Genomic DNA, 23,085 nt, shown 5'->3' on the forward strand with positions numbered 1-23,085 from the left:
GACTAGGCGCGACAAAGCGTCGCGTCTAATTGCCAGTACTGATCTACCGATAGATGACGTCGATCAAGGTGCGCTTTGCAATTTCTGGTACAGCGCAAAACAGGCTTCCGCCAGCGCCGATCGCGGAGCGCTGCGACGCATGATCAGCCCCAGGCGGGCAAGGGTCTGGGCGTTTTCAATCGGCTGCAGGCGCAAGTGCTCGGTGAGCGCATCCAGGCCTCCATCCAGCGGCATCACCGCGCAGCAAAGCCCGCCATGCACGGCTTGTAATAACTGATGGACGGCATCGGTCTGCAGCAGCGGCTGCGGGTTGAGCCCGCGGCTGTGGAAGTTATGGTCGATGGATTGGCGAAAGTGCATGCCGCTGGTAAGCATGCCCAGGGGCAATTCGATCAACGCTTCCCAGCTCAGCGGCTTGTCACCGAAGCTGAAGAAACGCTGGTCGTAGAGCAGGCCCATGCGCGTTTCGCCCAGGGCCAGCGAGTCGAAGCGCTCGCTGTCCAGGCGTTCCAGATAGGACACGCCCAGGTCCAGGCGATTGCTCGCCAGCTGCTCCAGAATCTGCTCGGAACTGAGGGCCGACAGTTCGAAACGCAGGCTGGGGTGCTCTTTATGCAGCTGCTGCATCAGCGCCAAAGGATCGAAACTCGACAGCGGCACCACGCCCAGGCGCAACGTACCTACCAGATTGCCACGACACGCCGCCGCCTCGGCCTGCAGGCCGTCATAGGCCGCCAGCACCGTACGTGCCCACGCCAGTACCCGTTCGCCGGGCGCGGTAAAGCCTTCAAAGCGCTGGCCGCGATTGACCAAGGGAAGATCAAGTTCTTCTTCAAGGCTGCGCAGGCGCATGGATAGCGTGGGCTGGGTGATATGGCAACGCGCCGCCGCCTGGCCGAAGTGACGGGTTTCGTCGAGGGCGATGAGGAATTTCAGCTGTTTGATGTCCATCTTCGCTCCAGGGCTTATTCCAATGGCGGGGGGATTCTAGCGCGTTTGGGTCTTTGGCCGGGCTGGAACCCAAGTTGACAAGACTGGTCTAGTCTTGGGCAACTGGAAATCAACTACTAAGGAGAGCGCACCATGAGTCTTTTAAGCTTTGTTAAGGAAGCCGGCGAGAAATTGATCGACCTGCTGACGCCGGGCAATGCGAACGCCAGTGAGCAGTTGAAGGAACACGTGGCCAAAGTGGGTCTGGGTAATCCGAATGTGCAGACCACGGTGGAGGGCGACAAGGTGACCGTGACCGGTGAAGTCGCCACCCAGGAAGAGAAAGAGAAGATCCTGCTGGCGTTGGGCAATATTGCCGGTGTGGCCAGTGTGGATGACCAGATCACCGTATCCGGCCCTGCCATTGCCGCTGCCCGTTTCGTCGTAGTGAAAAAGGGCGATACCTTGAGCGCGATTTCTTTGGCGGTGTATGGCAACGCCAACCAGTACAACAAGATCTTCGAGGCCAACAAGCCGATGTTGTCGCATCCGGACAAGATCTACCCAGGGCAGACTTTGCGTATTCCTGAATAAACCCGAAGCAAAAAAATGTGGGAGCTTTTTGTGGGAGCCGGGCTTGCCCGCGATGCAGGCACTGCGGTGTTTCAGTTACACCGCAGTGATGCTATCGCAGGCAAGCCAGCTCCCACAAAAGCCCGCTCCCACATGGGGTTCAGAGCCCGGCAATGAGATCGCGGTAGTCCTCGACCGCGGCAAACTCGGCCGTGTCCTTCGGCCCTTTGCGACTATCCGGCTCTTTCACCGCCAGCAAATGCCCCACGCCAAAATCCCGCGCACTGCGCAGGATCGGCAAGGTGTCGTCGATAAACAGACTGCGCACCGGGTCGAAGCCGATGTCGGCTTGCAGGGCATCCCAGAACTGCGGGCTTTCCTTGGCAAAACCGTAATCGTGGGAGCTGATCAATCGTTCGAAATACGGCGCCAGTTCAATGCGTTCCAGCTTCAATGACAGCGAGTCACGATGAGCGTTGGTGATCAGGATCACGCGCTTGCCGGCGCGTTTGATCGCCGCCAGAAACGTATCGGCGTCCGGGCGCAGGGCGATCAGGTGGGCGGTCTCCAGCTTGAGTTCGCGCACCGGGATGTTCAGTTCCGTGCTCCAGAAATCCAGGCAATACCATTGCAACTGTCCGGCGTTACGCTCGAACAGCGGTTGCAACTCCAGCTCCGCCATGGCGCGGCTGACCCCGTGCAACTCGGCGTAACGCTGGGGCAGGTGTTCCATCCAGAAATGGTTGTCGTAATGCAGGTCGAGCAGGGTGCCGTCCATGTCCAGCAGGACGGTATCGATGGCGTGCCAGGGCAAAGAGGGCATGGGGTGTTCTCATGTAAGTAAAGATATCCGACACAGACAATCGGAAAAGCCACGGTATAGTAACCCGATCACGCCAAGGAGCCGCTTATGCGCCAGAAACCCACCGTCCTCGCCCGCGAAATAGTCGCCAGTAGCCGTTTGTTCCGCGTGGAGCAAGTGCAACTGCGCTTTTCCAATGGCGTTGAACGGACCTACGAGCGCCTGGTGGGCCGCGGTGCCGGCTACGGCGCGGTGATGATCGTGGCGATGATCGATGCGGACCATGCGTTGCTGGTGGAAGAGTACTGCGGCGGTACCGACGAATATGAAGTGTCCTTGCCCAAGGGCCTGATCGAACCTGGCGAGGACGTGCTGGCGGCGGCAAACCGCGAACTCAAGGAAGAAGCCGGCTACGGCGCGCGGCAGTTGGAACACCTCACTGAGCTTTCGCTGTCGCCTGGCTACATGAGCCAGAAAATCCAGGTGGTACTGGCCACCGACCTCTACGAAGAGCGCCTTGAAGGCGATGAGCCTGAGCCGATGCGTGTGGAGCGGGTGAACCTGCGCGAGCTGTCGATGCTCGCGCAAAACGCGCAATTCAGCGAAGGCCGCGCCCTGGCCGCGCTGTACCTGGTACGAGACCTGTTGATCCAGCGAGGAGCGTTTAGCGCATGAGCGAACTGTTTCTGGGCCACCCGTTTATAGCCCCCGTGATCGAACTGGCACGCCAGGCCGGCGAAGCAATATTGCCGTACTGGCGCGCCGACGTGGGCGTGACCTCCAAGGCGGACGATTCGCCGGTGACGGCGGCCGACCTGGCCGCGCATCACCTGATCCTGGCGGGCCTGACCGCGCTGGACCCGAGCATTCCGGTGCTGTCCGAGGAAGACGCCGACATTGACCAGAGCGTGCGCGCCGGCTGGCAACGCTGGTGGCTGGTGGACCCGTTGGACGGCACCAAGGAATTTATCGCCGGCAGTGAAGAATTTACCGTCAACATCGCCCTGATCGAGCAGGGCCGCGTGGTGTTCGGCGTGGTCTCGATACCCACCAGTGGCCGCTGCTATTTCGGTGGCGCGGGCCTGGGTGCCTGGCGCTCCGATGTGAATGAAGCGCCCAAGCAGATTCAAGTGCGCGAAGCGCCCGCCGCCGGCGAGTCGTTTACCGTGGTGGCCAGTCGTCGGCATACCAGCCCCGAGCAGGAACGTTTGCTCGATGGCCTGAGCGAGGGCCTGGGCGAGCTGAAGCTGGCCAATATCGGCAGCTCCTTAAAGTTCTGCCTGTTGGCCGAGGGCAGTGCGGATTGTTATCCGCGTCTGGCGCCGACGTCACAATGGGACACGGCAGCCGCCCAGGGCGTGCTGGAAGGGGCGGGCGGCGAAGTGCTGGAGTTGAGCGGCGAGCCGTTCAGCTACCCGGCGCGGGAATCGCTGTTGAATCCGTTCTTTTTGGCGTTGCCGGCGAAGGCGGTGTGGCGTGAAAGGTTGCTGAGCTTGGCGCGATCCTGAGCCCGACATAAACTTCCTGTGGGAGCTGGCTTGCCTGCGATAGCGGTGGCTCAGTCGCTGAAATGGTGACTGTCAGACCGCTATCGCAGGCAAGCCAGCTCCCACAATGGTTTTTGTGTGGTGGCGGCTAGCGGTGCAGGACGTACTGGCCGGTAAACGTCACCGCTCGTTCCTCACTGTCCTCATTCACAACCCATGTCTCCAGCATCAATCGCGCACGGCCATAGCGTTTGTAGGTCGCCACGAACCGCTTCCACACCTTTTCTTCCGGCGCCTGGCATACCACCGTGGCATCCCGCGTCACCGGCAGCGGATAACTGATCTGCCCCTCCTGAATCACGATATGCCCGTCTTCAACCCCCTCTTCGCGCAACTGCAAATGCAGCCAGCCCCAACCGGCCAGCACCGCGCCGCAATACAGGCTGCCGCCGAACATGGTGCTCTTGTGGTTGATATTGGCCTGCAACGGCAGGTGCAACTGCAATTGGCCGTGGTGCCAGCCAAGCACTTTGAGGCCCATTTCCCGGGTGAGGGGGATGTCGTGGTGCAGGATGGATTCCAAGTAGCGGCTGTCGCGGCTCATGGTGGCCTCTTGGCGGGTGGGAGCGGTCATTCGTCGTCACCGCTTTGGTTGGCGAAGTTCAGGCCGTGCTTGCGCAGTTTGTCGTGCAGCGTCTTGCGCGGTACGCCCAAGGCTTCGGCCAGGCTGCGCATGGAACTGTGGGGGCGGGTCAGCTCGGCGGCGATCAGGCTCTTTTCGAACTGCTCGACCTGTTCGCTCAGACCGCCCGGCGTGGACGTCAGCACACCCGCCGACGGATTATCCGGCGTAGCATCCAAGGCCAGTTCCAGGCCCAGGGCGAAGCGTTCGGCGGCGTTCTGCAATTCGCGCACATTGCCCGGCCAGCTGTGGCGCAGCAGCAGCGCGCGCTGGCCCGGTTGCAGTTCATGCAGCGTCAGGCCGTGGCGGCTGCTGGCTTCATCGGCGAAATGCTGGAACAGCATCAGCGCATCCTCGCCGCGCTCGCGCAGCGGTGGAATGCGCAACGGTGCGACGTTGAGGCGGTAATACAAGTCGGCGCGGAAGCGGCCCTGGTCGGCTGCCTGGCGCAAGTCTTCCTTGGTCGCGGCGATGATGCGGATATCCAGCGGGATCAACTGATTGCCGCCCAGGCGCTCCACCACGCGCTCCTGCAACAGACGTAACAGCTTGACCTGTACATCCAGGCTCATGCTTTCGATTTCATCCAGGAACAGCGTGCCACCGTTGGCGAACTCGAACTTGCCGATACGGCGTTTCTGCGCGCCGGTAAACGCGCCCGGCTCGTGGCCGAACAGCTCGCTTTCGACCACGGATTCGGCCAACGCCCCGGCGTTGATCGCCACGAAAGGCCCGCTGCGCCGGCTCGACAAATCATGCAGAGCACGGGCGACAACCTCTTTGCCGGCGCCAGTTTCGCCGAGGATCAGCACATCGGCGCGGGTCGCGGCCAGGGCTCCGATCTGTTCGCGCAGGCGCAGCATCTGTGGCGAGTGGCCCACCAGCCGTGTGCTCAATTGCTGGCGGTCGCTGAGTGCCAGGCGCAGGCTGCGGTTGTCCAGCACCAGGCGGCGCAGGGCCAGGGCGCGGCGCACGCTGTCGAGCAGGGCGTCGCTGGCGAACGGTTTTTCCAGGAAGTCATAGGCCCCGGCGCGCATGGCCTGCACCGCCAGTGGCACGTCGCCGTGGCCGGTGATCAGCAGCACCGGCAGGTCCGGGTCCTGACCATGCAGTTCGGCCAGCAGCTCCAGGCCGTCCATGCCGGGCATGCGAATGTCGCTGACCACCACGCCCGGCCAATCCCGCGACAGGCGCGCGGTCAGGCCGCTGGCTTCGCCCAGGGTGAGGACTTTCAGCCCGGCCAGGTCCAGGGTCTGGCACAGGGCCTGACGCAAGTGCGGATCGTCGTCGATCAACACCACCTGAATGTGGTTATCGATACTCATACACTGCGGTCCTCGGACGGTTGCAGACTGACGCCCGGCGAGCCGGCACGCAATTTCAAGGTTAACAGCGCGCCACCTTCCTTGTGGTTGGCAAACAGCAATTCACCGCCAAACGCGCGCATCAGGGTCTCACAGATCGCCAGCCCCAGCCCCAGGCCCTGGGTGCGGGTCTTGGTGGTGTAGAACGGCTCGCTGGCGCGACCCAGGGCTTCCATGCAAAAGCCCGGGCCGTTATCGCGAATGTACAGGTTGACGCCCTGCTCGGTGGTTTGGGCACTCAGCCAGAGTTTACGCGGCGGGCCTTTTTCGGTACGCGCGTCGAGGGCGTTGGCCAGCAGGTTGCCGAGTACCTGGCGCAAGCGGGTTTCGCCGGCCTGTACCCACAGGGTCGCCTCGGGCAAGTCGCGGATCAGCTCCACCTCCATTGACCGGCGTCGCTTGGCCAGCAACGCCAGCGCATCGTCCAGCGCCGGTTGCAGGGCCACGCTCTCCGGCGCATGCCGATCGCGGCGAGCGAAGGCGCGCAGGTGGGCGATGATCGAGGCCATGCGCCCGGTCAGCTCGCTGATCAGCTTGAGGTTGCCCCGGGCATCCGTGGTGCGCTCGTGGTCGAGCAGGATCTCGGCATTTTCCGCATAGCTGCGAATCGCCGCCAGCGGCTGGTTGAGTTCGTGGCTGATACTCGCCGACATGGTGCCCAGCGCCGACAATTTGCCCGCCTGCACCAGGTCGTCCTGGGCGCGTACCAGTTCCTGCTGGGCGTGTTCGCGTTCCAACACTTCCTGTTTCAGGCGCCGGTTGAGGCCTTCCAAGTCACTGGTCCGCTCGATCACCCGTGCTTCCAACTCGCGGCGCGCCTTGGCTTCGAAGGCGATACGGTCAAGGTAATGGCGGCGGCGTTGCATCATCAAGCCCAGCAACAGCATCAACACCAACAGGGTGGCGCCGCCCACGGCAACCACCGTGCGCACCGGGCGGTTGATCAGCGAGCGCGGCGCGAGGATCTCCACATTCCAGCCGGTCTCGGCGATGGCCGTGGATTGGCGCAGCCAGGCGCTGCTGCTCAGGCTCAGGGGTTGCGGGTCGCGGGTCGGGTAGGGCTGGATGGCAATGATGGCGCGGCGTTCTTCGGCGGTCAGCGGCCGGGTGGCGCGGAAGCGCCATTGCGGGCGTGAGGTGAGAATCACCACGCCGTTATGGTCGGTGACCAATAGTTGTTCCGGGGTGTTGCCCCACAGGCTTTCGGTGTGGTCCAGGTCGACTTTGACCACCAGCACGCCGATGATCGTATCGCCATCGCGCACGGCGGCGGCAAAGAAATAGCCACGCTTGGCCGAGGTGGTGCCCAACCCGAAAAACCGCCCCAGGCGCCCGGCCATGGCTTCGCTGAAATAAGGCCGGAACGAGAAATTGCGCCCGACGAAGCTGTCTTGTTTATCCCAATTGGACGCGGCGAGGGTCTTGCCATGGGTGTCCATCAGGTACATCACCTCAACCCCGGCCTGGGCAGCGACGTCCTTGAGCAGCAGGTTGGCGTTGACCAGGTTGGTGCTGACCTGAGGCGCATCCAGTGCGGTGCGCAGGGCCGGCAAGTCGCCGAGGATTTGCGGCAACACTTCATAGCGGTGCAAGGTGCCGAGCAGGTTGGCGACGTACAGGTCGAGGGTCTGGCGGTTCTGGCCGGCCAGTTCACTGCGGTAATAGCGCTCGGCCAGGTGCTCCAGCGGCCACAGCAGCGGTGCCAGGCACAACGCCAACAGGGCGAGGCTGCGCCAGCGGGGTCTACGCGGAAGGGGTGGAGTCATGGGAGTCGGGCGCCTGTGGGTACAGGCGCATTATGCCTAGTGCTGCCCGGCAAGACACTCGCGCAATGCGTCTTGCCACTGCGGTTGGCTGACGTGCCATTGCTGCTGCAGGCGACTGCAATCGAGGCGCGAGTTCAGTGGGCGCTTGGCGGGCGTCGGGTAGGCGCTGGAGGGGATCGGCTCCAACTCGGCGCAGGCTTTGCCCTGCTGGCGCAGATGCTCGCCGATGGCCGTGGCAAACCCGAACCACGAGGTTTCGCCTTGGGCGGTCAGGTGATAGACACCCCATGGCCCCGGCTCGCCGGCGCGCCAGCGCTCGATCAACCCACGCGTGCTGTCAGCGATGCTGCCGGCCCAGGTCGGCGCGCCGATCTGGTCGGCGACGATGCGCATCTGCGGCTTTTCCTGCAGCAGACGTTGCATGGTCAGCAGGAAGTTCTTGCCGTGGCTGGCGTAGACCCAACTGGTGCGCAGGATCAAGTACTTGCCGCCCACGGCCGCAATCGCCTGCTCGCCCGCCAGTTTGCTCTGGCCATAGACGCCTAGCGGGTTCGGCGCGTCGGCTTCGGTGTAGGGCGCCGGCTTGCTGCCGTCGAACACGTAGTCGGTGGAGTAGTGGATCAACGGAATACCCAGGGCCCTGGCTTCTTCCGCGAGCACGCCGGGGCCAATGGCGTTGATCGCAAACGCCAGGTCCGGCTCGCTTTCGGCTTGATCGACCGCGGTGTGGGCGGCGGCGTTGATGATCAGGTCGGGGCGATGGGAGCGAACGCGCTGGCGGATCTGGTCGAGGTCGGCCAGGTCGAGTCGGTCGCGGCCCAATACGATGAGTTCACCCAGGCCTTGGAGGCGTTGTTGCAGTTCGCGGGAGAGTTGGCCGTGTTGGCCGGCGATGAGGATTTTCATGGGAACACGTCGGCCTCCGTCAGAGGTTTGCCGGCCTGATCCTTGGCGGACAACTGCGGTGCCTCGCTCAGCTCCCAGTCAATGGCTAACGTTGGATCATTCCACAGGATGCTGCGTTCAGCGCTGGGCTGGTAGTAGTCGGTGGTCTTGTACAGAAACTCGGCGTAATCGCTCAGCACCACGAAACCATGGGCGAACCCCTCCGGCACCCACAGTTGGCGGTGGTTCTGTGCCGACAGTCGTATGCCCACCCACTGGCCGAAATTCGGCGAGCTGCGGCGGATATCCACGGCTACGTCCAGCACTTCACCGGCGGTGACACGCACCAATTTGCCCTGGGTGTGTTCGAGTTGGTAATGCAGGCCACGCAACACGCCCTTCTGCGAGCGCGAGTGGTTGTCCTGGACAAAGTTGCGCTTGAGGCCTGTTGCCTGTTCAAAGGCCCGGGCGTTGAAGCTTTCGTAGAAGAAACCGCGTTCGTCACCGAACACCGTGGGTTCGATGATCAGTACGCCGGGCAGTGAAGTTTGGGTGACATTCACGCGTTGTCCCCAGCCAATGAGTAGAGGTATTGACCATAGCTGGTCTTGCCGAAGTACTTGGCGCGCTCAAGCAGATGGTCGCGATCGATCCAGTCGTTGCTGTAGGCGATTTCTTCAAGGCATGCCACTTTGAGACCCTGCCGGCGCTCGATGGTCTGCACGTACTGCGAGGCGTCCAACAAGCTGTCATGGGTGCCGGTATCGAGCCAGGCGAACCCGCGGCCGAAGCGTTCCACCTGCAGGTCTCCCCGTTTCAGGTAGGCGTTGTTGACGTCGGTGATTTCCAATTCGCCACGGGCGGAAGGCTTCACCGCCTTGGCGATTTGGATGACATCGTTGTCGTAAAAATACAGACCGGTGACCGCGTAGCTGGATTTGGGCGCCGTCGGTTTTTCTTCGATGGACAGGGCGCGGCCTTCGCTGTCGAAGTCGATCACGCCGAAGCGCTCCGGGTCTTTGACCCAGTAGCCGAACACCGTAGCGCCTTTGCCACGTTTTACCGCTGCGTGCAACTGCGCACTGAAGCTTTGGCCGTGGAAAATGTTATCGCCGAGGATCAGGCACACCGGATCGCTGCCGATGAATTGCTCGCCAATCAGAAAGGCCTGCGCCAGGCCGTCCGGTTTCGGTTGCTCGGCATAGCTGAACGTCACTCCGAATTGGCTGCCGTCGCCCAGCAGGTTGCGGTATTGCGGTAGGTCCGCCGGAGTGGAAATCACCAGGATTTCCTTGATGCCCGCCAGCATCAGCACCGAGATCGGGTAGTAGATCATCGGCTTGTCATAAACGGGCAGCAGTTGCTTGGACACGCCCAAAGTAATGGGGTGAAGACGAGTGCCGGAGCCGCCGGCCAATACGATTCCTTTCATCATGCAATCAGATCCCTCATGTCGGTGTCGCCCAATCGTTGGCCCTGGTAACTGCCATCCTGGACCCTGCGGCACCAGTCCAGGTTATCCAGATACCATTGCAGGGTTTTGCGAAGCCCGGTTTCAAAGGTTTCCTGGGGCATCCAGCCCAGTTCGCGTTCAATTTTGCTGGCGTCAATGGCATAGCGTAGATCATGGCCAGGACGGTCTTTGACGAAGGTGATCAGGTCGGCATAGTTCTGTACGCCAGCGGGATGCTGCGGTGCCAGCTCTTCCAGCAGGGTGCAGATACTGCGCACCACATCGATGTTCTTTTGCTCGTTGTGGCCGCCGATGTTGTAGGTCTCGCCCACCACTCCGTCCGTTACCACCTTGAGCAGTGCCCTGGCGTGATCTTCTACGAACAGCCAGTCGCGCACCTGCAAACCATTACCATAGACCGGCAACGGCTTGCCCGCGAGCGCGTTGAGAATGACCAGGGGGATGAGCTTTTCGGGGAAGTGGAACGGCCCGTAGTTGTTCGAGCAATTGGTCAGCAGCACCGGCAGGCCGTAGGTGCGCTGCCAGGCGCGAACCAGATGGTCGGACGCCGCCTTGCTGGCGGAGTAGGGCGAACTGGGCGCATAGGGTGTGGTTTCGGTGAACAGGTCGTCCACACCGTGCAGGTCGCCATATACCTCATCGGTCGAAATATGGTGGAACCGGAACGCGCCTCTCTGCGGATCGGCGAGGGTTTGCCAGTAGCCACGAGCGGCTTCCAGCAAACTGTAGGTGCCGACGATATTGGTCTGGATAAAATCCGACGGGCCGTCAATCGAACGGTCGACATGGGACTCGGCCGCCAGATGCATGATCGCCTGGGGTTCGAAGCGCGCCAGCACAGCGCTGACGGTAGCCTGGTCGATGATATCAGCCTGGACGAACTCATAGCGGCTGTTGGAGGCGATGCTGGCCAGCGACTCCAGGTTGCCAGCGTAGGTGAGTTTGTCGAGGTTGAGCACTTCGTGCTCGGTGTGCTGGATTAGGTGACGTACCAAAGCAGAACCGATAAAACCGGCGCCACCGGTAATGAGAATGCGCATGTCGGGGGCCCTTTTCCTTAAACGGACGATTAGCGAGCATAGCCTGTGTTGTGACGCCGCGAAGGTCGATATGCCGCGGGGGTTGCGTAACCCCCCAGAACAATGGCGATATACACCCCTAAAAAAAACCGAGGCCACCTTCCATGTTGCTCGCCACCCTGATCCATCGCGCCAGTCTACCCTGCCCGCAATTAGGTCCCGATCAGGCGGCTCAGTTGCTTGAGCAGCATTACGGCCTCACTGGCGCCTTGCAATCGTTGGGCAGCCAGCAAGACCTCAATTACAAAGTCGACAATTCGCGCGGCAGCTTTGTCCTGAAAATCTGCCGGGGCGACTACGCGGCTGTCGAATTGCAGGCCCAGCATGCGGCGCTCAATGCCTTGCAGGCCCACGCCGGGGTGCGCGTGCCACGGGTGATCAAGGCCTTGAGCGGTGAGGAGCTGCTGACCCTGACCGTCGGAGGTCAAACCCTGCACGTGCGGCTGCTGGACTATATCGACGGTCAGCCGTTGACCCATTTGCCTCACTTGAGCCGCGAGGTGATCGCAGGGTTTGGCGACCTGTGCGGGTGGATGAGCCAGGCGCTGGCGCGGTTCGAGCATCCGGGGCTTGCGCGCACCCTGCAATGGGACCCGCGCCATGCCGGGGAACTGATTACCCATCTGCTGGCAAACCTGGAAAACCTGCCCCATCGCGAGGCGCTGGAGCACGCGGCCGAGCAGGTCGACAAGCGTATTCGCCCCCTGGCCGAACGCCTGCCGTGGCAGGCGGTGCACATGGACATCACCGATGACAACGTCGTGTGGCAGCGCGATGCGCAGCGTCACTGGCAAATTCAGGGTGTGATCGATTTTGGCGATCTGGTGCACACCTGGCGCATTGCCGACCTCTCGGTGACCTGCGCCGCGTTGCTGCACCATGCCGAGGGCGATCCGTTTGCCATCTTGCCCGCGATCCAGGCCTGTCACGCGGTGACACCGTTGCAACACGAAGAACTGCTGGCGCTGTGGCCACTGATCGTCGCTCGTGCAGCGGTGCTGGTGTTGAGCAGCGAGCAGCAGCAACGCCTGGACCCGGATAACAGCTACCTGCTGAAAAACGCCAAGCATGAGTGGGAAATTTTCCATGTAGCGACGTCAGTGCCGTTCGAGTTGATGGAGGCGGCGATTCTAGGCAGCGTCGGACAAGCGCCGGCAGCAGTGACCGGTCCAGGTTTCGCGCCGTTGATGCCGGGGCTGGTGGGCCGTGAGTTCGCGCTGATCGACCTGGGTGTGCTCAGCCCGCATTTCGAGGCCGGTAACTGGGAGCAGCTGGGTATCGACCAGCGTTTGTTGCAGGAGGCCGCCGCGGTGCATGGCCTGGCGGCCAGTCGCTATGGACAGTACCGGTTGTCGCGGACCCGGCCTGACAGTTTCGATGAACCTGAGACCTTCCCGTTGCATGTCGAACTGCATGTGCCACAGGGCACCAGCATCGAATCTCCGTTTGCGGGCATCGTACGCCCCGGCGTCAATGGCGAGTTGCATGTGCACGGCAGCGATGCCGACGTGCGGTTGTGGGGCGTCAAGACGCTGCTGCAGCCAGGCGCCGCCGTGCTCAAGCACCAGGTGATTGCTACGGTCGAAGGCCCGCTGACGGTGCAACTGTGCCGAACCGACCTGCCGGCCCCCCTGTTCTGCACGCCTTCCCGAGCCCAGGCCTGGCAGGCGCTGTGCCCCTCACCGGCGGCGCTGCTGGGGCTGGCCTGCGACGCCGAACCGGAGCTGGACCCCAAGGCGCTGCTGGCCCGCCGCGACGCCAGTTTCGCGCGTTCGCAAAAGCACTATTACGTCGACCCGCCGCGCATCGAACGCGGCTGGCGCAACCATCTGATCGACATGCAGGGTCGCTCGTACCTGGACATGCTCAACAACGTGGCGGTGCTGGGGCATGGTCACCCGCGCATGGCGTCCGAGGCGGCGAGGCAGTGGTCGCTGCTCAATACCAATTCGCGCTTTCACTACGCCGCGATTGCCGAATTTTCCGAGCGTCTGCTGGCGCTGGCGCCGGAAGGCATGGACCGGGTGTTCCTGGTCAACAGCGGCACCGAAGCCAATGACTTGGCGATCCGCCTGGCCTGGGCCTACAGCGGCGGGCGCGACATGCTCAGTGTGCTGGAGGCCTACCACGGCTGGTCGGTGGCGGCGGATGCGGTGTCCACGTCGATCGCCGACAACCCCCAGGCATTGAGCAGCCGCCCGGACTGGGTGCACCCGGTAACGGCGCCCAATACCTATCGAGGCGAATTCCGTGGGCAGGACAGTGCGCCTGACTACGTACGAAGCGTTGAACACAACCTGGCGAAAATTGCCGCGAGCAAACGCCAGCTGGCAGGCTTCATTTGCGAGCCGGTGTACGGCAACGCCGGTGGGATCTCATTGCCGCCGGGCTATTTGCAGCAGGTGTATGCGCTTGTGCGCGCCCGGGGCGGCGTGTGCATCGCCGACGAAGTGCAGGTGGGATACGGCCGTATGGGGCATTTCTTCTGGGGCTTCGAAGAGCAGGGCGTGATGCCCGATATCATCACCATGGCCAAGGGCATGGGCAACGGGCAGCCGCTGGGCGCGGTGATCACCCGACGTGAAATCGCCGAAGCGCTGGAGGCTGAGGGGTATTTCTTCTCATCGTCGGGAGGCAGTCCGGTGAGTTGCCGGATCGGCATGGCGGTGCTGGATGTCATGGAAGAAGAAAAGCTGTGGGAAAACGCCCAGGTGGTTGGCGGGCATTTCAAGGCCAGGTTGCAAGCCCTGATCGACCGTCATCCGCTGGTGGGTGCCGTGCATGGTTCCGGTTTTTACCTGGGCCTGGAGTTGGTTCGCAACCGGCAAACCCTGGAGCCGGCCACCGAAGAAACTGCCTTGCTGTGTGATCGCTTGCGGGAGTTGGGGATTTTCATGCAGCCCACGGGTGATTATTTGAACATCCTCAAGATCAAGCCGCCGATGGTCACCTCCAGACGCAGCGTGGATTTCTTCGTCGACATGCTGTCGAAGGTGCTGGATGAACAACTGTAGCTGACCGATTATTATCGGTTATTCACTGTGATATTCGTCGGTTAAGATATTTTTACGCTGTTAAAGCCGATTTTTATCCGTTATAAAGTCGGCCATACCCTCATCGGAGCCTTGATCGCCATGACCACCCTGCACAGCACCCCTCGCGCCGATGGCTTCCACATGCCCGCCGAGTGGGCGCCACAGACTCAAACCTGGATGATCTGGCCCGAGCGCCCCGACAACTGGCGCCTGGGCGGCAAGCCGGCACAGGCTGCCCATGTGGCAGTGGCCAAGGCCATTGCACGTTTCGAACCGGTGACCGTGGCGGTATCCGCCGGACAATACGAAAATGCCCGCGCGCGCCTGGATGTGCCGAACATCCGCGTGGTGGAAATGTCCAGCGACGACGCCTGGGTGCGGGACACCGGCCCGACTTTCGTGATCAACAACAGCGGCGAAGTGCGCGGCGTGAACTGGGACTTCAACGCCTGGGGCGGTTTTGACGGCGGCCTGTATTCGCCGTGGAACCGCGACGCGCAAGTGGGCGGCAAGATCCTCGAAATCGAACGCGCCCAGCGGTATCGCACCGAAGGCTTCGTGCTGGAAGGCGGTTCGATTCACGTCGATGGCGAGGGCACCCTGATCACCACCGAAGAGTGCCTGCTCAACCGCAATCGCAACCCGCATCTGGATCGCGCCGCGATTGAGGCCGTGCTGAGTGCCAACCTGGCGGTGGATAAGATCATCTGGTTGCCGGATGGCCTGTTCAACGATGAGACCGACGGCCATGTGGATAATTTCTGTTGCTACGTGCGCCCTGGCGAAGTCCTGCTGGCCTGGACCGACGATCCGCAAGACCCTAACTACGCGCGCTGCCACGCCGCCATGGACGTACTGCAAAGCAGCACCGACGCCCAGGGCCGCTCGTTCATAGTGCATAAAATGCCGATTCCGGGGCCGCTGTATGCCACCGAAGAGGAGTGCGCCGGTGTCGACCCGGTTGACGGCACTCAGGAACGTAATCCTGCCGCGCGGTTGGCGGGTTCCTACGTCAACTTTCTGATCGTCAACGGCGGCATCATCGCGCCGAGCTTCGACGATCCGCTGGACAGCCAGGCCAAGGCGATCCTGCAGGACCTGTTCCCGCAGCACGAAGTGGTCATGGTGCCAGGCCGCGAACTGTTACTGGGTGGCGGTAATATCCACTGTCTGACCCAACAGCAGCCAGCACCGAACAAAAACTGAGTGCAGTTGTAACAGCGTCGTGACGGTAGCCGGGTGTCACCTGGTTTCACCTGCGGCGATAAGCCAGCAGCCAGCCCGCAGCCCAGCAAGGCCGCGGGCTTTTTTGTGCGCGCAGGCCTATGAAGGCAAGACATTGGCATAGCTCTTGTATCGGTGTTGTCACAGTGGCCCAGGGGTGATGACTGCGCGGTTCTGTCATAAACCTTGAGTAAGTTAGCCGCTCACGCAGTAGGAGAGAGCGCTGAAATGAACGCCGATATCAACCCGATGTACACACGCACGTGCCACCCTTTGCGGGTCAACGGCGACGAGATCCATGCGCTGGCGCTCTGGTTGAAGGAAAACGGCTCGCGACAAATCCGGCGGCAGCCGGACCTGCGCAGCGTGATGACCGAACGTTACCCGGTGGGGTTGTTCAGTGAGGACGAAGTGCACGCGTTGTGCGACCTGTTGAAGAACTAAAAAGAACAACATAGCTATCTACACAACTGTAGTGAGCGGGCTTGCCCCGCGCCGGGGGGCAAGCCCGCTCACTACAGCTATCGCAGGTAGCCGGTTATAAGCTGTACGTGCCTGTCACCACCAGGCTACGCGGGTCTCCCGGCTGTATCTGCGCCACACTGGTCGCCGAGGCGTAGTAGGTTTTATCCGCGATATTGTTCAACGCCGCGCTGACGTTCCATTCCTGCTGACGGAACCCGGCCAGCGCGTCCCAACGGCCATAGCCCGGCAGCACCACGGTGTTGAGGCTGTCGGCATAACGATCGCCCACCAGGGTCAAACCGGTTTCAGCGTACCAGCCCATCTCCGGTTTCCAGGTGATGAACAGGCTGGCATTGCGCTTGGCCACGTCGCTGACGCGTTTGCCTTCGAAACCGTTGTTGTCTTTCTCAACCTTGGCATCCTGCAGGCCGACGCCGCCGCGTACATACCAGTTGCCAATGATCTTGCCGGTGGCGGTCAGCTCTATGCCGCGTGAGCGCTGCAGGCCGCTGAGCAGGGTGATGGTGCGGTCCAGCGGGTCGCTGGTGCGACGGTTGTAGAGTTCCAGTTCGTACACCGCCAGGGTGGTGCTCAGGCGGTCGTCGAACCAGTCGCTCTTGACCCCGATTTCTTTCTGTTTGGTCAACTCGGGGCTCAGGTCGTTGACGCTGCCGGCAGCGTTCGGGGTGATGCCGATCAAGCCGCCGCCTGCCGGGGAGAAGGTCTTGCTCCACGATGCATAAAACGAATGATGCTCCAGCGGCGTCCACACCAGGCCCAAGCGCGGGCTGGTGCTGTGGCTTTTGACGGCCTGGCGGGTGTCGAGCAGGTTGTTCGTGGTGTCGACCTCGAAGCGGTCGTAACGCAGGCCGGCGAGCACTTGCCACTGATCATTCAGGCGCAATTGGTCCTGCACATAAAGCGCACGGCTTTCGACTTCGGTGTGGTTATCGCTCGACACACTCATCCGCCCTGTGTGGCTCAGGTGGCGGTTGGGTTGGTTGAGGTCCAGGCTCGGCACGGCCTGGCCGCCACGGTTGACCGCAGTGGCGGTGTACAGCTTCGGATCGCGGCGCTGGCTGCCCAGTTCAAGGCCAGTGAGCAGGCGGTGTTCCAGGCCGAAGGTGCTGAAGCCACCTTCCAGCTCGACATTATTGAAGATATTGAGCGTGGTCAGGTCCTGCTGCCAGCGTTGACGCGTGACGCGGTTGGTCGCCGGGGTGTAGCCGGTGAGGTAGGTGTTGTCGAAGTCGCTGTCCAGCTTGAACACGCCCAGGGTTTGGCGCAGTTGCCAGTTGTCGTTGAGCTCGTAGGCCAGCTTGGAGCGCAGCGACTGGGTTTTGTCGTCGATGTAATCGCGGCTGTCGCCGTAGGTGGTGCTGCGGCTCACGTCGGCCGGGCGGCCGTTGACGCCGGGAATGCCACGGTCCGGCGTGCGGTTGTAGCGGCTGTATTCGTATTGCACCAGCCAGTTAAGGTCGGGCGTGAGCTGCCAGCTCATGGACGGTGCAAAGAGCTGGCGATTGCCGCTGACGCCATCACGAAAGCTGTTGTTGTCCTGGTTGCCCAGGTTCAAGCGCAGGCTGATGTCATCGCTGGGGTCGGTGCTGAGGTCGGCATACAGGCTGCGCAAATCGTTGCTGCCGCCCTGGGCTTCGATGCTGGACTTGCGACCGGCGGCCGGCAGTTTGCTTACGCGGTTGACGATCCCTCCCTGGCCGCCTCGCCCGTAAAGTACGGCTGCCGGCCCTTTGAGCACTTCAATGCGCTCGATGTTATGCAGGTCGCGAATGTACTGGCTGTCATCGCGAATGCCGTCGAGGTAGAAGTCGTTGCTCGCGTCGAAACCACGGATGCGCAAGCTGTCGAAGCGCGTGTCGGCGCCGCTGCTTACGTTCGGAATGCCGCTTAACGCCTGGCCCAGGTCATTGGTGCCGTAGGCGCGCAGGCTTTCGGTCTTCACTGAGTCGATGGCCTGCGGCACATAACGCACGGGTGTAGCGGTGCGGGTGGCCGTGTTGGTTTCCTTGACGCGCGGGTCGTCTTCGTCAGCTTCGGCGCTGATCGACGTTTCGGGCAGCGTCGTAGCGCCATAGGCAAAACCGGCAGACAGCAGAACGCAAAGCCCAAGGTTGATGGGCGTCAGGCGAAAGGCAGGCATGGATAAATGTGTCCGAATTGATAGGAGGGAAAATGCGCGCGAATAGTAATGCTTTGCATTTGCGTGCGTTATCTATTCCCAAACGTATCAATACATAAATATGTTACTGGATGTGTTTTTTGTACTTTTGCCTGCGGTTTATTGTCGCTTTCAGAACAGCCATAAGCCGTTCCTTAGAATTATTTCGCCTAAATACAGACGATTCACGAAATTGACACATAGTTCAACGCGCGACTAGGATTGCCCCAACGCCTGTGGCTAACCGCCATGACTCATCCAATAAAAAGAAGGCCCGCGGCCTGTTTAAGTCGTCCGCGGGCCTTCTTTTGTCCGGAACCAGTCGACACCAGAAACGACATGGAGCCTGGTGTCACAGCGCGTACTCAACCAGAAATAAGGAATACAAAAAAATGTTGAAGCAACGGATGAGTCTGATCGCTCTGGGGATTTTGAGCGCATCGACAGCCATGGCAAACGACCAGGATCAATCCAAGGGTTTTGTCGAAGACAGTCACCTGAACATCGCCGCACGCAACGCCTATATCAGCCGTGACTACAAGAACGGCCAGCGAGACAAAGCCGAATGGGGCCAGGGCTTCATCGGCAAGCTGGAGTCCGGTTTCACCCAAGGCACCGTCGGTGTGGGTGTGGACGTGATCGGCCAGTACGCTATCCGTCTGGACGGTGGTAAAGGTCGCGCCGGCGCCGGCGGTATCGACTTCTTCAAGCAGGGCAACGGCACGCCCAACAACCCTGGCTCGGCGCCACACGACCTGGCCAAAGGCGGCGCAGCCGTGAAATTGCGCGTTTCCAACACGGTGCTCAAGTACGGTGATCAATTCCCGGCCGTGCCTGTGTTGCAGTACGACAACTCCCGTCTGTTGTCGGAAACCTACACCGGTACGTCGATCGTCTCCAAAGAGATTGCCGGCCTGCAACTGGACGCGGGTCACTTCACCAAAGAAGCGCGCAAGAGCATGGAAGGCACCGACAGCGGTGGCCTGAAAAGCATCGACTACATCGGCGGCAGCTACAAATTCACCGAGAGCCTGTCGGCAGCCTTGTACGCCTCCGACATGGAAGACGTGCTGAAGAAGCAATACGTCAACGTCAACTACGTGCTGGCCCTGCCCGAGAAGCAGTCGCTGACATTTGACTTCAACGGCTACAAAACCAAGTTGGACAAGCGCTTCGCCCTGGAAAACCAGAAGGACGAAGACGCCCGTGACAACAAAATCTGGAGCCTGGGCGCCACGTGGGCCGTCGGCCCGCACAGCTTCACCGTCGCTCACCAGCGCAGCACCGGTGACACCGGCTACCTGTACGGCGGCTACCGCAACGCCGGCGGCATTGGCGACGGTGGCAACACCATCCTGCTGGCCAACTCCTACTGGTCCGACTTCAACGGCAAGGACGAGCGTTCGTGGCAGCTTGGCTACGGCATCGATTTCGCCACCTTCGGCGTACCGGGCCTGACCTACAACGTGGCCTACGTGCGCGGTACCAACATCGACGACGGTACCAACCGTGGCGATGGCACCGAGCGTGAAATCTGGAACCAGTTCAAGTACGTGGTCCAGAGCGGCCCGGCCAAAGACCTGAGCCTGCGTGCCCGTGCCTCGTGGCTGCGCGTTTCCAGCAATGCTGACCAGTACAACGTCGGCGGTAATGAAATCCGTCTGTTCGCTGACTACCCGATCAATGTTTTCTGATTGATTGCAGGTCGCGCCTGATGCCAGGCGATAAAAAACCCCGACTGGTTCGGGGTTTTTTTATGTGGTGCGCCAGGCATGGCGCGTAGCGCCGTGACTGGCGCTGTTTCGCTCACTGTGGTGGTGAGCCAAACGACTTGGAGGTGAAAGTCCTCTACACACCCGGCAAGGGGAAGTGTTAGCCAGAGGCAAGGGTGTCGCGGGTGACTGCGAATCTGAAGGAAGCCCGAGGCAAAATGCTGGCCTGACGAACAGGAAGCGGATGAGGCGGCACAGCGGGGTAAGACGGCCACAATCGTCAAAGCCCGATACTTGCACGGAACGCTGTGACGTAGATCCGACAGGCATAAGCAGGAAGGTCGCGCGAATTACCCTGGGAGATCTGTTTAGCCTGCCATGTGCTACCGGCGTCGCGAGATGACGGGATGGGCGAACAGAAGTCAGCCGAGGCCGTAGTAGTTGCTCGAACCGGAGTAATGAAGGGCTGAACCTGCCATGAGTGGACAGTCGGGTGTGATCTCTGTTGGAGCGTAAAGCAGAAACTCCGCGTAGCGGGGGTCGAGACCATCAGGAGGTAGGAGCCGGAAGCTCCGAGGGCCGGTCTGGGCGCTTAGATACCGCAGGCGACACATCAACGGAACCAAACTCGCTGACGTTATTTGTCAGTAGGCAGGAACCGCCGTATACGGAACCGTACGTACGGTGGTGTGAGAGGACGGCGGCTGTGAGGCCGCCTCCTACTCGATCGCCGGGCACGCCGAAAGCGGTTATGCGCAGCTCGGGCCATACCTTTCAAGGCAAAGAGGAAAAAACGGTGTTCAGGATATTGGGCACTGACAGGGATAATGCCGGAGGCGCAAATTAGGCCTCCTCCAAACCCAATCTGTTGAATGTGCTCAGCACCGGCTCTGGTGGGGGATATCGAACGATGGGGAGCATTGCCCTATTTTGAGACGGCTGCGATGGGAGACGTGGCGATAGCGCGATGGAGGCGGCGCGATTTTGGTGTGATTGTGCAGAGCGCGAGTAAAACGGGGTCAGACTCTGAGGGGGCCCAAGGCCATCATCCGAGGCGCCAGCGCACATATCGCAAGGATCACGCGATGAGCGGTGGGAAGTTCAGTTTCAATTTTGCCAAGCGGAGGAGCGCCAGGTGCAGTCGATTTTTTCAGCCGATTCTCGGGAAAGACGCGTTCTTATACGCACGCCCTAACTTCCCTCAATCAACGCTCGCTCCTCCAGCCAAATTTCCTGAACAAACTGATCCGTAATCGCATAAATCCCATGCCCGCGCCGCATGATGATGTTTTCCGCAACCAGCGCAATCACCACCGGTTGGATCTCTTCAACCCGCACCTCGCGACCTACCGTCTTCGAATATTCTGCTGCTGCGTCGGTAGAGAAAATTCCCTGGGCATCTCCTTCTGCAGACGCAATCTTGTTGAAAATCGCCTGAGCCAGACTGCCCAGCTGTTCGACTTTTTCCAGCTCAATACTTGCCGCTGCCGAACGTAAAGTACTCGCAATCACAGGCAGGAAAAGATCCGGATTACCGTTCTGCTGCAAGAGCTGGCGCAGGGCTTTGAGCATTTCCTCTGGTCGATTCCCCAAGGTGTTGAACGCTTCGGTGGCGGCTTGAAGAGAGGGGAGCTTTTCTTTCTTAACCGTCATCGCCACAAGGTTGAGCAGGAACTCAACGTAATCATCCTTTAGCAGTGGATACGCAGCTGATGTCGCGCCGGAAAACGCCTGGTTACGTTTGGCCGTCAGCTCGCTCACTTGTGCTCTGTGGGAACCGGTGCCGATAAATAGAAAGTAGCCCGGAGTATTGGGACGCGGATTGATTGCGTCACGGGCAGCCTTGAGGGCCAGGAGCAACTGATTGCCATCATCCGAGGAAATAGCGTGTTGCACTTCATCGATGATCAGCACGAGAGCGGTCTTCGCTTGATCGACGACTTCTGTGAGTGCCTGCGCGAGCGTTGGGCGGTCAGTGTTGCCGATGCTGTCGAATTCGAAGCCGAATTTGAATCCGGCTGCGCCGACGTCAATATTGCTGACGCGCTTGAGTGTTTTCAGGACGGACGAGCCCGGTGTTTGCAGCTCTTTTAGGGATTTGTAGATGGCGTTGTGTATGAGCGTCGCGGGGTTGGCCAGCGTGTCGCTCCAGAGGTCGACGTAGATCACCAGCGCGCCTGCTGCTTCCAGGGCAGGGATGAGATCGTTTCTCAGAAATGTCGTTTTGCCTGTGCGACGCAGGCCAGACAGAAACAGGCCGGAGCGCAAGCCCTCATCGAGTACGCCCGGGTTGAGAAGCTGATTGGCCATCGATTCAGCCAGTTCAGGACGCTGAAATATGCTGCTCATGCAATTATCCCTTTTTATGGATAGACCATAATTATTGCTGGTACATAATTGAGCATAAAGGTCGGAACGTGAAAGCCGGGCGCAGAGAAGGTGTTTTCAGGGGAAGGAAGGCGAGGGGGGATAGGATTCTGGGTAGAGGGAAGGATGAATACCCCAGAAACAACAAAGCCCTCACATTTCTGTGAGGGCCTTGTTTTGTATGGTGCCGGCACCAGGAGTCGAACCCGGGACCTACTGATTACAAGTCAGTTGCTCTACCAACTGAGCTATACCGGCGTGTTAGGGCGACGATTATAGCGATTGGCAAGCTTCTGTAAACCCCTGAATTCTGACTATTTTTGCAGAACCCAGGCTTTTTTCACCCGCGCCCCTTTTTCCGACAGGCAGGGGTAGGATTCATCCCTTGACGCTGAACGTCTATCTGGCGCAATCACAGCCTTTATCCCTACCAAAGGAAGCCCACATGAAGCGGACTCTCTCCCTGTCTCTCATTTTCCTCACTGCCGCCCTCAGCGCGTGCTCCACCAGCAAGACGACCCACGACCCGGCCTTGGTAGGGACCTGGAAAGGCCTGCGCGCCGAGACGGGCAAATGCCAGTTTTTGTCGTGGACCAACCATCTCAAGCCTGACGGTCGCTTTGTCATTACCTTTTACCGCAATGCGCAGCAGACCCAGGTGATTCAGACCGAGCAGGGTTCGTGGTTGGCGGCCGATGGCAGGAATGAGTTGCGTACAGATGGGGTGCGTATGCCGGATGTGTACACCTATAAGCTGCTGGACGCAGACACGGTGCATTACGTGAGCGTGGCGTCGGACCCTACCAGTGATTGCCAGGGTGATTATGAGTTTACCGAGCGGCGTATCCGCTGATCAGCAACTACCTGCCGATCGACCGGGTGATCAGGTGCCCGGTTGACGCAACGCTCAGCTTCCCCTGCACACTTCTCATCCGCGACGTGGTTCTACGCAGCGACCCACGGACGGGGCCTTTGCTGGCAATTTTTTGGTTCGACCGCTCAGCCGGTTTTTCCTTGCGTCCGGCAAGGGGCTGAGTATTCTGTTGCGCGATATAAATGAG

19 protein-coding genes and 1 tRNA gene are annotated in these 23,085 nt (G+C 60.7%); 8 read left to right on the top strand and 12 right to left on the bottom strand.

The window, feature by feature from the left end:
- Positions 1–63: 63 nt before the first annotated feature.
- Positions 64–951: a LysR family transcriptional regulator gene (locus BLL36_RS11800; protein WP_076951603.1), complete on the bottom strand. Its 888-nt coding sequence runs from the start codon at positions 949–951 to the stop codon at positions 64–66.
- 132 nt (positions 952–1,083) lie between these two features.
- Between BLL36_RS11800 and lysM the strand changes: the two genes are divergently transcribed.
- On the top strand, positions 1,084–1,524 hold the full coding sequence (gene lysM, locus BLL36_RS11805) for a peptidoglycan-binding protein LysM (RefSeq protein WP_076951604.1): 441 nt from the start codon (positions 1,084–1,086) through the stop codon (positions 1,522–1,524).
- 139 nt (positions 1,525–1,663) lie between these two features.
- Here the strand turns inward: lysM and yrfG are convergent, their stop codons facing one another.
- Positions 1,664–2,326 (bottom strand): GMP/IMP nucleotidase, encoded by a 663-nt coding sequence (gene yrfG / locus BLL36_RS11810; RefSeq protein ID WP_076951605.1) that lies wholly within the window; start codon positions 2,324–2,326, stop codon positions 1,664–1,666.
- Positions 2,327–2,413: 87 nt separating this feature from the next.
- On the opposite strand from yrfG, the gene nudE reads away from it, so the two are divergent.
- Together nudE and cysQ are read left to right on the top strand one after the other, a co-directional pair.
- Positions 2,414–2,980, top strand: a complete 567-nt coding sequence (gene nudE / locus BLL36_RS11815) for an ADP compounds hydrolase NudE (RefSeq protein ID WP_076951606.1) — start codon at positions 2,414–2,416, stop codon at positions 2,978–2,980.
- Positions 2,977–3,813: a 3'(2'),5'-bisphosphate nucleotidase CysQ gene (gene cysQ / locus BLL36_RS11820; RefSeq protein WP_076951607.1), complete on the top strand. Its 837-nt coding sequence runs from the start codon at positions 2,977–2,979 to the stop codon at positions 3,811–3,813. Before nudE ends, cysQ begins: the two co-directional genes overlap by 4 nt.
- Before the next feature lie 127 nt (positions 3,814–3,940).
- Here cysQ and BLL36_RS11825 read toward each other — a convergent pair whose 3' ends face one another.
- The 7 genes from BLL36_RS11825 to rfbB are packed head-to-tail and all read right to left on the bottom strand — an operon-like array spanning position 3,941 to position 11,003.
- Entirely contained in the window at positions 3,941–4,396 is a 456-nt protein-coding gene (locus BLL36_RS11825) for a YiiD C-terminal domain-containing protein (RefSeq protein WP_076951608.1), read from the bottom strand.
- Between the two features lie 26 nt (positions 4,397–4,422).
- On the bottom strand, positions 4,423–5,799 hold the full coding sequence (locus BLL36_RS11830) for a sigma-54-dependent transcriptional regulator (RefSeq protein ID WP_076951609.1): 1,377 nt from the start codon (positions 5,797–5,799) through the stop codon (positions 4,423–4,425).
- Positions 5,796–7,604: a sensor histidine kinase gene (locus BLL36_RS11835; protein ID WP_076951610.1), complete on the bottom strand. Its 1,809-nt coding sequence runs from the start codon at positions 7,602–7,604 to the stop codon at positions 5,796–5,798. The genes BLL36_RS11830 and BLL36_RS11835 overlap by 4 nt, the downstream gene beginning before the upstream one ends.
- A gap of 36 nt (positions 7,605–7,640) precedes the next feature.
- Complete coding sequence (rfbD, locus tag BLL36_RS11840; protein WP_076951611.1) at positions 7,641–8,510, bottom strand: dTDP-4-dehydrorhamnose reductase; 870 nt, start codon at positions 8,508–8,510, stop codon at positions 7,641–7,643.
- Entirely contained in the window at positions 8,507–9,052 is a 546-nt protein-coding gene (gene rfbC, locus BLL36_RS11845; protein ID WP_076951612.1) for a dTDP-4-dehydrorhamnose 3,5-epimerase, read from the bottom strand. The genes rfbD and rfbC overlap by 4 nt, the downstream gene beginning before the upstream one ends.
- Positions 9,049–9,924 (bottom strand): glucose-1-phosphate thymidylyltransferase RfbA, encoded by an 876-nt coding sequence (gene rfbA / locus BLL36_RS11850; RefSeq protein ID WP_076951613.1) that lies wholly within the window; start codon positions 9,922–9,924, stop codon positions 9,049–9,051. The genes rfbC and rfbA overlap by 4 nt, the downstream gene beginning before the upstream one ends.
- Complete coding sequence (gene rfbB / locus BLL36_RS11855) at positions 9,921–11,003, bottom strand: dTDP-glucose 4,6-dehydratase (RefSeq protein ID WP_076951614.1); 1,083 nt, start codon at positions 11,001–11,003, stop codon at positions 9,921–9,923. Before rfbB ends, rfbA begins: the two co-directional genes overlap by 4 nt.
- Positions 11,004–11,146: 143 nt before the next feature.
- Between rfbB and BLL36_RS11860 the strand changes: the two genes are divergently transcribed.
- The 3 genes from BLL36_RS11860 to BLL36_RS11870 all read left to right on the top strand — a co-directional run bounded on the left by BLL36_RS11860 (position 11,147) and on the right by BLL36_RS11870 (position 15,745).
- Positions 11,147–14,056, top strand: a complete 2,910-nt coding sequence (locus BLL36_RS11860; RefSeq protein ID WP_076951615.1) for an aminotransferase — start codon at positions 11,147–11,149, stop codon at positions 14,054–14,056.
- 120 nt (positions 14,057–14,176) lie between these two features.
- Positions 14,177–15,283, top strand: coding sequence for an agmatine deiminase (aguA, locus tag BLL36_RS11865; protein ID WP_076951616.1), 1,107 nt, complete (start codon positions 14,177–14,179; stop codon positions 15,281–15,283).
- Between the two features lie 246 nt (positions 15,284–15,529).
- Positions 15,530–15,745 (top strand): hypothetical protein, encoded by a 216-nt coding sequence (locus BLL36_RS11870; protein ID WP_076951617.1) that lies wholly within the window; start codon positions 15,530–15,532, stop codon positions 15,743–15,745.
- Between the two features lie 94 nt (positions 15,746–15,839).
- On the opposite strand, the gene BLL36_RS11875 is transcribed toward BLL36_RS11870, so the two are convergent.
- On the bottom strand, positions 15,840–17,927 hold the full coding sequence (locus tag BLL36_RS11875; protein WP_076951618.1) for a TonB-dependent receptor: 2,088 nt from the start codon (positions 17,925–17,927) through the stop codon (positions 15,840–15,842).
- Between the two features lie 410 nt (positions 17,928–18,337).
- Between BLL36_RS11875 and BLL36_RS11880 the strand changes: the two genes are divergently transcribed.
- Complete coding sequence (locus BLL36_RS11880; RefSeq protein WP_076951619.1) at positions 18,338–19,639, top strand: OprD family porin; 1,302 nt, start codon at positions 18,338–18,340, stop codon at positions 19,637–19,639.
- Positions 19,640–20,848: 1,209 nt separating this feature from the next.
- On the opposite strand, the gene BLL36_RS11895 is transcribed toward BLL36_RS11880, so the two are convergent.
- A complete protein-coding gene (locus BLL36_RS11895) occupies positions 20,849–22,006 on the bottom strand; it encodes an AAA family ATPase (RefSeq protein WP_076951622.1) in 1,158 nt (385 codons plus the stop codon).
- Positions 22,007–22,206: 200 nt separating this feature from the next.
- A tRNA-Thr gene (locus BLL36_RS11900) sits at positions 22,207–22,282 on the bottom strand.
- A gap of 187 nt (positions 22,283–22,469) precedes the next feature.
- On the opposite strand from BLL36_RS11900, the gene BLL36_RS11905 reads away from it, so the two are divergent.
- A complete protein-coding gene (locus BLL36_RS11905; RefSeq protein WP_076951623.1) occupies positions 22,470–22,877 on the top strand; it encodes a hypothetical protein in 408 nt (135 codons plus the stop codon).
- The last annotated feature ends 208 nt before the right edge of the window (positions 22,878–23,085 follow it).

It is taken from the genome of Pseudomonas cedrina subsp. cedrina, from assembly GCF_001983175.1.
GTDB classification, from domain to species: domain Bacteria; phylum Pseudomonadota; class Gammaproteobacteria; order Pseudomonadales; family Pseudomonadaceae; genus Aquipseudomonas; species Aquipseudomonas cedrina.

What these genes read in the sequence shown, in the direction of transcription:
- BLL36_RS11880 (WP_076951619.1), top strand. Translation starts at nt 18,338, where the DNA reads ATGTTGAAGCAACGGATGAGTCTGATCGCTCTGGGGATTTTGAGCGCA.
- BLL36_RS11895 (WP_076951622.1), bottom strand. Translation starts at nt 22,006, where the DNA reads ATGAGCAGCATATTTCAGCGTCCTGAACTGGCTGAATCGATGGCCAAT.
- cysQ (WP_076951607.1), top strand. Translation starts at nt 2,977, where the DNA reads ATGAGCGAACTGTTTCTGGGCCACCCGTTTATAGCCCCCGTGATCGAA.
- BLL36_RS11825 (WP_076951608.1), bottom strand. Translation starts at nt 4,396, where the DNA reads ATGAGCCGCGACAGCCGCTACTTGGAATCCATCCTGCACCACGACATC.
- yrfG (WP_076951605.1), bottom strand. Translation starts at nt 2,326, where the DNA reads ATGCCCTCTTTGCCCTGGCACGCCATCGATACCGTCCTGCTGGACATG.
- BLL36_RS11875 (WP_076951618.1), bottom strand. Translation starts at nt 17,927, where the DNA reads ATGCCTGCCTTTCGCCTGACGCCCATCAACCTTGGGCTTTGCGTTCTG.
- aguA (WP_076951616.1), top strand. Translation starts at nt 14,177, where the DNA reads ATGACCACCCTGCACAGCACCCCTCGCGCCGATGGCTTCCACATGCCC.
- BLL36_RS11860 (WP_076951615.1), top strand. Translation starts at nt 11,147, where the DNA reads ATGTTGCTCGCCACCCTGATCCATCGCGCCAGTCTACCCTGCCCGCAA.
- rfbB (WP_076951614.1), bottom strand. Translation starts at nt 11,003, where the DNA reads ATGCGCATTCTCATTACCGGTGGCGCCGGTTTTATCGGTTCTGCTTTG.
- BLL36_RS11800 (WP_076951603.1), bottom strand. Translation starts at nt 951, where the DNA reads ATGGACATCAAACAGCTGAAATTCCTCATCGCCCTCGACGAAACCCGT.
- BLL36_RS11870 (WP_076951617.1), top strand. Translation starts at nt 15,530, where the DNA reads ATGAACGCCGATATCAACCCGATGTACACACGCACGTGCCACCCTTTG.
- lysM (WP_076951604.1), top strand. Translation starts at nt 1,084, where the DNA reads ATGAGTCTTTTAAGCTTTGTTAAGGAAGCCGGCGAGAAATTGATCGAC.
- BLL36_RS11905 (WP_076951623.1), top strand. Translation starts at nt 22,470, where the DNA reads ATGAAGCGGACTCTCTCCCTGTCTCTCATTTTCCTCACTGCCGCCCTC.
- nudE (WP_076951606.1), top strand. Translation starts at nt 2,414, where the DNA reads ATGCGCCAGAAACCCACCGTCCTCGCCCGCGAAATAGTCGCCAGTAGC.
- rfbD (WP_076951611.1), bottom strand. Translation starts at nt 8,510, where the DNA reads ATGAAAATCCTCATCGCCGGCCAACACGGCCAACTCTCCCGCGAACTG.
- rfbA (WP_076951613.1), bottom strand. Translation starts at nt 9,924, where the DNA reads ATGATGAAAGGAATCGTATTGGCCGGCGGCTCCGGCACTCGTCTTCAC.
- BLL36_RS11835 (WP_076951610.1), bottom strand. Translation starts at nt 7,604, where the DNA reads ATGACTCCACCCCTTCCGCGTAGACCCCGCTGGCGCAGCCTCGCCCTG.
- BLL36_RS11830 (WP_076951609.1), bottom strand. Translation starts at nt 5,799, where the DNA reads ATGAGTATCGATAACCACATTCAGGTGGTGTTGATCGACGACGATCCG.